The 9,821-nt window shown below is 66.1% G+C and carries 5 protein-coding genes; 3 read left to right on the plus strand and 2 right to left on the minus strand.

From position 1 onward, the window contains the following. Window positions 1–448 (minus strand): aminotransferase class V-fold PLP-dependent enzyme (locus tag QN358_RS18020; RefSeq protein WP_323513179.1); only part of this gene is annotated, 448 nt, incomplete at its 3' end. A 56-nt stretch (window positions 449–504) separates the two neighbouring features. Between QN358_RS18020 and glgX the strand changes: the two genes are divergently transcribed. Further along, window positions 505–2,559, plus strand: a complete 2,055-nt coding sequence (gene glgX / locus QN358_RS18025) for a glycogen debranching protein GlgX (protein WP_136641524.1) — start codon at window positions 505–507, stop codon at window positions 2,557–2,559. Between the two features lie 76 nt (window positions 2,560–2,635). Here the strand turns inward: glgX and glgP are convergent, their stop codons facing one another. Continuing rightward, the gene (gene glgP, locus QN358_RS18030) at window positions 2,636–5,245 is read right to left on the minus strand and encodes an alpha-glucan family phosphorylase (protein ID WP_136641523.1); all 2,610 of its coding nucleotides are present in this window, start codon (window positions 5,243–5,245) and stop codon (window positions 2,636–2,638) included. A 168-nt stretch (window positions 5,246–5,413) separates the two neighbouring features. Here glgP and QN358_RS18035 point away from each other — a divergent pair, with 168 nt between their 5' ends. Beyond that, entirely contained in the window at window positions 5,414–7,558 is a 2,145-nt protein-coding gene (locus QN358_RS18035) for an alpha-1,4-glucan--maltose-1-phosphate maltosyltransferase (protein ID WP_416352027.1), read from the plus strand. After that, a complete protein-coding gene (gene glgB / locus QN358_RS18040; protein WP_323513180.1) occupies window positions 7,558–9,777 on the plus strand; it encodes a 1,4-alpha-glucan branching protein GlgB in 2,220 nt (739 codons plus the stop codon). Before QN358_RS18035 ends, glgB begins: the two co-directional genes overlap by 1 nt. Window positions 9,778–9,821: the final 44 nt, after the last annotated feature.

The raw sequence follows: 9,821 nt of genomic DNA on the forward strand, positions 1-9,821 counted from the left end.
AGATGTGTATAAGAGACAGCGCGCCCCCCGCGAGCGCCGCTGCCAAGACCTCGGGCGTCAGCCGCCCGAACGCGTCGACGGGCAACCACTCCACCACCGCGCCCTCGTACCGCACCAACCACTCGACCGCGTCGTTCGTCGCATGATGCTCCCCACCCGGAACCAGGATGCGCGGGCGTGAGACCCCGCCCTCCTGCCGCTTCCACCACAGACCCTTGATGCCGAGGTTCACCGATTCGGTGCCTCCGGAGGTGAACACCACCTCCACAGCATCGGCCCCGAGCGACGCCGCCACCGTCTCACGCGATTCTTCGAGCATCCGTTTCGCCTGCTGGCCCTGGCTGTGAATCGACGACGGGTTTCCCACCAGCCCCAATGCGTCGACGTACGCCGCGAGCGCAACGGGAATGATGGGCGTCGTAGCCGCATGGTCGAGGTAGATCACCACAGGCCGAGCCCTCCCAGTTTTTATTGCCGTAACACGCACTCACTACTCTAGAACGCATGACCCAGCCTGACCCCTTCGCCCACCTCGGTATCAGGCAGACCTCGGCCGGCGGTGAGCTGAGGGTCTGGTCTGAGAACGCCACCCGCATCGACCTCTGCCTCTTCGACCACAAAGACGCCAACTGGGTCTACAAGACCGTCTCACTGACCCGTGACGCGAACAGTGTGTGGCATGGGCGTACCAAGTCGCTGGCTCCGGGGCGCAAGTATGCGCTGAAGGTGAGCGGTCCGGATGCCCCCATGAACTCATTCGACCCGAACGCGCTGCTCCTCGATCCGTACGCGCGCGGCCTCACCCGCACCGGCCCCGACACGTGGCGGGGCGTCGTCGTCGACGACGAGTTCGACTGGAACGGCGCCGTCAAACCGAACACGGCCATGGATCGCACCGTCATCTATGAGGGCCATGTGAAGGGCCTCAGCAAGCTGAACACCCGCATGCCCGAACACCTGCGCGGCACCTATGCGGGCCTCGCACACGAGACCACCATCGGCTACCTGCAGAAGCTCGGGGTGACCGCCGTTCAGCTACTGCCGGTGCACGCGTTCGTCTCCGAACGCCGCCTCATGAAGCAGGGCCTCAGCAACTACTGGGGTTACAACACGCTCAACTTCTTCAGCCCGCACTCCTTCTACGGCACGAAGACGGCCCAGCAGGGCGGCCCGAGCGCGGTGCTCCGCGAGTTCAAGGGCATGGTCAAGCTGCTGCACGAGGCCGGTTTGGAGGTCATCCTCGATGTGGTCTACAACCACACCGCCGAGGAGGGCATCACCGGCCCGCGCACCAGCTTTCGGGGCATCGATAACGCGAACTACTACCGGCAGACGAAGTCGGGCACCTACATCGACGTGACCGGCTGCGGCAACAGCGTCAACACGAGCGTTCCGGCCGTGTCGCGAATGGTGCTCGATTCGTTGAAGTACTGGGCGAACGACGTGCAGGTCGACGGCTTTCGCTTCGATCTGGCGGCCACGCTGGGTCGTAACTCCGACGCCTATTTCGACCCGTCGCATCCGCTGCTCGAGGCCATCGTCAACGACCCCGCCCTCGCCGACGTCAAGATGATCGCCGAGCCGTGGGATGTGGGCATGGGCGGCTGGCAGACCGGCAACTTCGGCGCCGGCTGGCACGAATGGAACGACCGCTACCGCGACCGCATGCGCAAATTCTGGTTGCGCGACGTGAAATCGATTCGCGACCACGGCTCACCGGGCGACGGCGTCGGGATGCTCGCCACCCGTCTCGCCGGGTCGAGCAACACCTTCTCGCAGAACCGTGGCCCGCTCGCGTCGGTGAACTTCGTGACGGCCCATGACGGTTTCACGCTCGCCGACCTCACCGCCTACGACGTCAAGCACAACGTGGGCAACGGCGAGTCGAACCGCGACGGCACCGACAACAACATGTCGTACAACCACGGAGTCGAGGGCGCGACGACCAATCGCACCATCGAAGCCGGTCGCCGCCGAACCATTCGTAACCTCATGGCCACGCTTCTGCTCTCAGCCGGCGTGCCCATGATCACGGCCGGTGACGAGTTCGGCCGCAGCCAGAAGGGCAACAACAACGCCTACTGTCACGACAGCGAGCTCACCTGGCTCAGCTGGGATCGCCGCAAATGGCAGAACGGACTCTGGCAGACCACCCAGTACCTGCTGAAGCTCCGCCGAGAGAACCCAGCCCTTCGCCCCAGCCACTTCGGTGTCTTCGGCGAGACCACCCCGAGCGCCAGCCAGATGGACTGGTACGACGCCGAGGGCAACGAGATGAGTAACGTCGACTGGAACTCCCCCGAGAACCGCACCCTGCAGTTTCTCGCCGCCTCGACCCCCGAGCACGAAGAGTTCAACCGTATTCTGCTCATCATCCACGGCCTCGAGCACCCCACCACCGTGACCCTGCCGCACCACGAGGGTGTCGACTCGTACGAGCTGCTCTGGGACAGCTCCGAAGACGCCCCGCCGGCTCCGGATGCCCAACTCCCCGCCCTCGAACCCGGGGTCGTTCTGCCCGTGTCGGCCTCGTCGATCCAACTCTTCCGCGCGCACTGACAAACTCACGACGAAAGGAGGCGCCGGCTGCCCACAAGCAGCTGCCGACGCCTCCCCGTCTCAGGTCATACCCCGCCTACCGCGCCGACGCGATGAGCCCCAGCTCGGCGGAGGAGGCGAGGTGCGGGTGCCTCGGCACCACGCGAACCGTGTAGCCGAAAGACCCGGCGCGCTCGAGCACGACGGTGCCCGAGAACGCGAACAGCCCCTCCGAGTCGCTCTCTGCTGCACTCGGCGCCACGACGGCAAGAGGAGTGGTGGAGGTGGGGATGGTGGTCGGCGAGAGGGCCACCGTACGGGCATCCACCAGCTGGTCGCCGCCACCGGCGTGGCCATAGACGACCTCGACCGAGACGTCTTCGGGGGTCAGCGAACCGAGGTTCACGCGGGCCCGAACCTGCAGTTCGTCGCCGACCTGCGGGGTGTCATCGAGACCGCCCGACTCGACGTGCACAACGGCGACCGACGGCCAGGCCGCGCGTTCGCGATCTTTCCATTCGGCAAGCTCGACTGCCGGGCTGTAGTCGTGGCCGCTGATCTCGTGCTCAGCCTGGGCGGCCTTCACGTAGAGACGGGTGACGTACTCCCGCACCATGCGCTCGGCCGAGAGCTCGGGCGAGAGGGTGGCGAGTGTGTGCCTGATGGCGGTGGTCCAGCGCTCGGGAATGCCCTCGGCGTTTCGGTCGTAGAACCGCGGCGCCACCTGGTGCTCGATGAGGTCGTAGAGCGCCTCGGACTCGAGCAGGTCGCGCTCTTCGGGGCTGTCGGCCGAGTCGGCGGTGGGAATGGCCCAGCCGTTCTCGCCGTCGTAGTACTCGTTCCACCAGCCGTCGAGAATGGAGAGGTTGAGGCCACCGTTCAGAGCCGACTTCATTCCTGATGTTCCACACGCCTCGAGCGGGCGCAGAGGATTGTTCAGCCACACATCGGTGCCCGGGTAGAGCTTCTGCGCCATACCGATGTCGTAGTTCGGCAGGAACACGATGCGGTGCCGAACCTCGGGGTCGGAGGCGAACTGCACGAGCTTCTGAATCAGGCGCTTGCCTTCCTCGTCGGCCGGGTGCGACTTGCCCGCGATGATGAGCTGAACGGGCTGCGACGGGTTCAGCAGAATCGACTTGAGGCGCGCGGGGTCATGAAGCATGAGCGTCAGGCGCTTGTAGGTGGGCACCCGACGGGCGAAACCGATCGTGAGCACCGACGGGTCGAGCAGGGTGCGGTACCACGCGGGTGGAATCGAACCGGGGTTCTGTTCGAGCCATGCCTCGGTCACCCGGTGCCGCGCGTCGATCACGAGCTGGCGCCGCATCTCGCCGCGCACCGCCCAGAGGTCGGCGTCGGTGACCGCCGGTGAGGCCCAATCGGCGGTGGCCGTCTCTGACGTGCCGAGCCGGTTCTCGGCGAGTTCGATGAGCATCGGGTCTGTCCAGGTGGGTGCGTGCACACCGTTCGTCACCGAGGTGATGGGCACGTCGGCCTGGTCGAATCCCGGCCAGAGCCCGGCGAACATGCCGCGGCTGACCTCACCGTGCAGCTGGGAGACGCCGTTGGCGCGCTGCGCGAGCCGCAGGCCCATCACGGCCATGTTGAACATGCCGGGGCTGCCGCCGTTGTCGACCTCGTCGCCGAGAGTGAGAATCGCCGACACGTCGACGCCCGGGAGCAGGTCGGTGGAGAAGTAACGCTCAACCAGCGACGCCTCGAACCGGTCGATGCCAGCCGGCACCGGGGTGTGGGTGGTGAACACGGTCCCCGCGCGTACGACCTGCAGCGCCGCGTCGAACGACAGACCTTCGCCAATCAGATCGCAGATGCGCTCGAGCCCCAGAAAACCGGCGTGGCCTTCGTTGGTGTGAAACACCTCGGGTTCAGGAGCATCCGTCAGCTCACTCAGAATCTTGAGTGCGCGCACGCCGCCGATGCCGAGCAACAGTTCTTGCAACAGCCTGTGTTCGCCGCCGCCACCGTAGAGCCGGTCGGTGACACCCCGCAGGTCTTCGTCGTTGTCGGGAATGTCGGTGTCGAGCAGCAGCAACCGGATGCGCCCCACCTGCGCCTGCCAGATACGGGCGTACAGCGCCCGGTCGTCGGGCAGCGCGAGCACCACCTGGGCCGGCGAGCCGTCGGAGAGCCGCAGCACGTTCAGCGGCAGCCCGTCGGGGTCGAGCACGGGGTAGCTCTCCTGCTGCCAGCCGTCGCGCGAAATGGCCTGGCGAAAGTAGCCTGCCCGGTAGAACAGACCCACGCCGATGATCGGCACGCCGAGGTCTGACGCCGCCTTGAGGTGGTCGCCGGCGAGGATGCCGAGGCCCCCCGAGTACTGCGGAAGCGCGGCCGCAATACCGAACTCCGGCGAGAAGTAGCCGATGCTCGCGGGCTTCGGGCCCTCGAGGTGCTGGTACCAGCGCGGTTCGTTCAGGTACCGGTGCAGATCGTCGCGTAGGCCGTTCGCCCACGAGACGAAGCCCTCATCGGCCGCGAGCTGGTCGAGCCGGGCAGGGCTCACGGCGCCGAGAAGGGCGATGGGGTCGCACATCGTCGACTCCCATTCATCGGGTGAGATGTGCGCGAACAGGCGCCTGGTCGGTTCGTGCCACGACCAGCGCAGGTTGGCTGCCAGTTCGCCCACCGCGCTCAGCTCGGGAGGCAGAACAGATCGAACAGTGAATTTACGGATGGCCTTCACGCGCAGCTCCTTCTTCGACAGACACCGCCTGCCTTCGCAGTTCGCGTACGACCCATGCCGACGCGCCCCTCAGATCGCCAGCCTAGAACAGGTAAAGCAGAAGACGTTAAACGCACAAGGCCCAACTTTTTGACGGTCGGCTGGGAGCTTTATTGGTACGGTCGAACAGTGGCTAAGACAGTGGCGAAAACAACAGTAAAAGGCACAACGATCCGGGCGGCGAAGACGCCCGTTGCGGCCGCGGTGGCGTTCACGCCTCGCATCGGCCGCATCCCCATCGTCGATGTGTTTCCGCAGGTTTCAGGCGGTCGATGGCCCGCCAAAGCGTACGCGGGCGAGGTGGTCCCGTTCGGCGCCACCATCTTTCGCGAGGGCCACGACGCCGTGGGGGCACGCGTCGAACTGAAGAGCCCGTCGGGCGAGGTGTCGAGCTACGGTCTCCGGATGATCGGGGTGGGCATTGACAAATACCAGCGCCTCGCGCACCTTCCGAGCCAGGGTACGTGGCAGTTCCGCATCCACGCCTTCAGCGACGACTACGAGACCTGGCAGCACAACGCCTCGATCAAGGTGCCGGCCGGCATCGACGTCGAGCTCATGTTCCAGATCGCCAGCGAGCTCTTCGTCGCCGCCGCAGCCAACCAGCTGCGCCCCGAAGCCGATCGTTCGTTGTTCGACGACGTCTCGCTGCTCATGGCCGACACCGAGGTGGCCCCGCTCGAGCGCCTGGCTGCGGCCACCGCGCCCGAAGTGCACGCGGCCGTCGAGCACACCCCGATCGCCAGCCTCGACACGTACAGCGAGTGGCAGAGCGTCGTGGTCGAACGCCAGCGCGCCGGGTTCGGCAGCTGGTATGAGTTCTTCCCGCGCTCGGTGGGGGCCGTGGAGAAGGCCGATGGCACGTTCACCAGCGGAACGTTCCGTACCGCCGCGCGCCGCCTGCCCGAGGTGGCCGCGATGGGCTTCGACGTCTTGTATCTGCCGCCGATCCACCCCATCGGTGAGGCCTTCCGCAAGGGCCCGAACAATTCGCTCACCACCGAGGCGGGCGACCCCGGTTCGCCGTGGGCCATCGGCGGGGCCGCAGGCGGCCACGACGCGATCCACCCCGACCTCGGTACTCTCGCGCAGTTCAAGATCTTCGTGACGGCCGCGCAGAAAGCCGGCCTCGAGGTGGCGCTCGACTTCGCGCTGCAGGCATCGCCCGATCATCCGTGGGTGAAAGAGCACCCGGAATGGTTCACGACGCTGCCCGACGGCTCGATCGCGTACGCCGAGAACCCGCCGAAGAAGTACCAGGACATCTACCCGATCAACTTCGACAACGACCCCGAGGGCATCCGCGCCGAGGCGCTGCGAATCATCCGGTTCTGGATCTCGGCCGGCGTACGCATCTTTCGCGTCGACAACCCGCACACCAAGCCGCTCGACTTCTGGGAGTGGCTGATCGCCACTGTGAACGCCGAGACACCCGACGTCATCTGGCTGGCCGAGGCGTTCACCCGCCCCGCCCTCATGCAGACGCTCGCCAAGGTGGGCTTCACGCAGTCGTACACGTACTTCACGTGGCGCAACTCGAAAGAAGAACTCGAAGAGTTTCTCGACGGGTTGGCGCATGAGACGGCCGCGTTCTTCCGGCCGAACCTGTTCGTGAACACGCCCGACATTCTGCACGCCTACCTGCAGTTCGGCGGCCGGCCGGCGTACAAGATCCGTGCCGCCATCGCCGCGACGGGCTCGCCGACGTGGGGTGTCTACTCGGGCTACGAGCTGGTCGAGAACGTCGCACGGCCCGGCTCCGAAGAGAACCTCGACAACGAGAAGTACGAGTACCGGCCGAGAGACTTCACCGCAGCCGAGGCAGCGGGAACATCGCTTGCCCCGTACCTCACGCGGCTGAACACGATCCGCCGCGCACATCCGGCGCTCGCGCAATTGCGTAACCTCGACATCCACGCCAGCGACGACGAAGCGATTCTCGTCTACAGCAAGTTCATCGCGGGCGAGTTCACGGCGAGCGGTAGAGCCGACGGGCTCATCATCGTCGCCAACGTCGACCCGTGGTCGGTACGCGAGAGCACCGTGCACCTCGACGTCACGAAGTTCGGACTCGAACCCGGCGCAACCTACCGCGTCACCGACGAGATCACCGGTGCGACCTGGCTCTGGGGCGCCGACAACTACGTACGCCTGAACGCCTTCGGCGAGCCCGTTCACATCCTCTCGGTGCACTACGAGCCCGACGAGGCTCCGGATGCCCAGCCAACCGACCCCGAAACGCCGCCCACTTCCGACGGAACGGACACACACTGATGTCACAGATCGATGGCCTCACCACCCTCAGCGCGCCCGACGTGGCCGAGAACGTTCTGCAGCAGATCGCGACCGGCTCGTACTTCGACCCGCACGCCGTGCTCGGGCAGCACCTCGTGAACCCGGCCGGCGAGGGCGACCCGATCACGGTCATCCGCACCCTCCGGCCGCTCGCCAGCGCGGTCTCGGCGGTGCTCTCGAACGGGGCCCGGGCCTCGCTCACGCACCTGTACGCCGGCATCTGGCAGGGCTACACGCTCACCGGGCTCGATGACTACGTGATCGACGCGACGTACGAAGACGGGTCGGTGTGGACCGCCGACGACCCCTACCGCTTCTCCCCCACTCTCGGCGAACTCGACCTGCACCTCATCGGCGAAGGCCGACACGAGCAGCTGTGGGATGTGCTCGGGGCACACTATCGCACGCACTCCGGCGCCCACGCCTCGTCCTCCGGCACTGCCTTCAGCGTCTGGGCCCCGCACGCCCGCGCCGTTCGTGTCATCGGCGACTTCAACGGGTGGGAGGGCACGCGGCACTCGATGCGCAGCCTCGGCGCCACCGGGGTCTGGGAGATCTTCGTTCCCGATCTCGGGCCCGGCAGCACCTACAAGTTCGAGTTGCTCACGCAGCACGGCGGCTGGGTTCAGAAGGCCGACCCGATGGCCCGCCGCACCGAGGTGCCGCCGCTCACCGGCTCGGTGATCACCGACTCGTCGTACGAGTGGGCCGACGGCGGCTGGATGACCGAGCGCGCCGCGAAAGATCCGCACAACTCGCCCATGAGCGTCTACGAGGTTCACCTCGGTTCGTGGCGCCCCGGGCTCGACTATCGCTCGCTCGCCGACGAACTCATCGGCTACATGAACGAGCTCGGCTTCACGCACGTGGAGTTCATGCCGCTCGCCGAGCACCCGTTCGGCGGCTCGTGGGGCTACCAGGTCACGGGTTACTACGCCCCCACGGCCCGTTTCGGAACCCCGGATGACCTGCGGTACCTCATCGACCGCCTGCACCAGGCGGGCATCGGCGTGCTGCTCGACTGGGTTCCGGGGCACTTCCCGAAAGATGAGTTCGCGCTGGCGAACTTCGACGGGCAGGCGCTGTACGAGCATCCAGACCCCCGGCGCGGAGAGCAGCCCGACTGGGGCACTCTCGTCTTCAACTTCGGCGACTCGAAGGTGCGCAACTTTCTCGTTGCCAATGCCCTGTACTGGCTCGAGGAGTTTCACATCGACGGCCTGCGAGTCGACGCCGTGGCCTCGATGCTCTACCTCGACTACTCACGCAAAGACGGCGAGTGGCTGCCGAACCAGTACGGCGGGCGCGAGAACCTCGAAGCCATCAGCCTGCTGCAGGAGGTCAACGCTACGGCCTACAAGCGCTACCCAGGCATCGTGATGATCGCCGAAGAGTCGACAAGCTGGCCGGGTGTCACCAAGCCCACCTCGCAGGGCGGGCTCGGCTTCGGCATCAAGTGGAACATGGGCTGGATGCACGACAGCCTCGCCTACATCGAGACCGACCCGCTGTACCGTTCGTATCACCACGGCGAAATCACCTTTTCGTTCGTCTACGCGTTCAGCGAGAACTTCATGCTGCCCATCTCGCACGACGAGGTCGTGCACGGCAAAGGCTCGCTGTTGTCGAAGATGCCGGGCGACCACTGGCAGAAGCTCGCCAACCTGCGCGCCTACCTCGGCTTCATGTGGGCGCACCCCGGCAAACAGCTGCTGTTCATGGGCCAGGAGTTCGGCCAGCCGTCGGAGTGGAGCGAAGAGCGCGGGCTCGACTGGTGGATTCTCGACCAGCCCGTGCACCGTTCGCTGCTGCACCTCGTGTCGTCGCTGAACCGGGTCTACCGCGAGAACCCCGCGCTCTGGCTCCGCGACAACGAGTCGGGCGGGTTCGAGTTCATCGACGGCGGTTCGAGTGAGAAGAACCTCGTGTCGTTCCTGCGGTGGGATGCCGAGGGCAACCCCATCGCCGTGCTGATGAACTTCGGTGGGGCGCCTGTAGGCCCCTACCGTGTCTCGCTGCCGTTCGGCGGCATCTGGGACGAGATCATCAACACCGACGCCGTAGAGTTCGGCGGTTCCGGTGTCGGCAACTTCGGCGCCGTGACGGCCGAGTCGATCCCCTGGTCGGGTCGCCCCGCCTCGGTCGAGCTCACCCTCCCGCCCCTCGCGGCCCTCTACCTCAAGCCGCGCCCCCGCTGACCCCGTTGTGGAGTCGAAAAAGCTGTCTCTTATACACATCTGAT

Source organism: Subtercola sp. RTI3, assembly GCF_035018625.1.
In the GTDB taxonomy this organism is placed as follows: Bacteria; Actinomycetota; Actinomycetes; order Actinomycetales; family Microbacteriaceae; genus Subtercola; species Subtercola vilae.

Excerpts from the sequence above, each read along its gene's own strand:
- glgX (WP_136641524.1), top strand. The coding sequence starts at position 505 with ATGACCCAGCCTGACCCCTTCGCCCACCTCGGTATCAGGCAGACCTCG.
- glgB (WP_323513180.1), top strand. The coding sequence starts at position 7,558 with ATGTCACAGATCGATGGCCTCACCACCCTCAGCGCGCCCGACGTGGCC.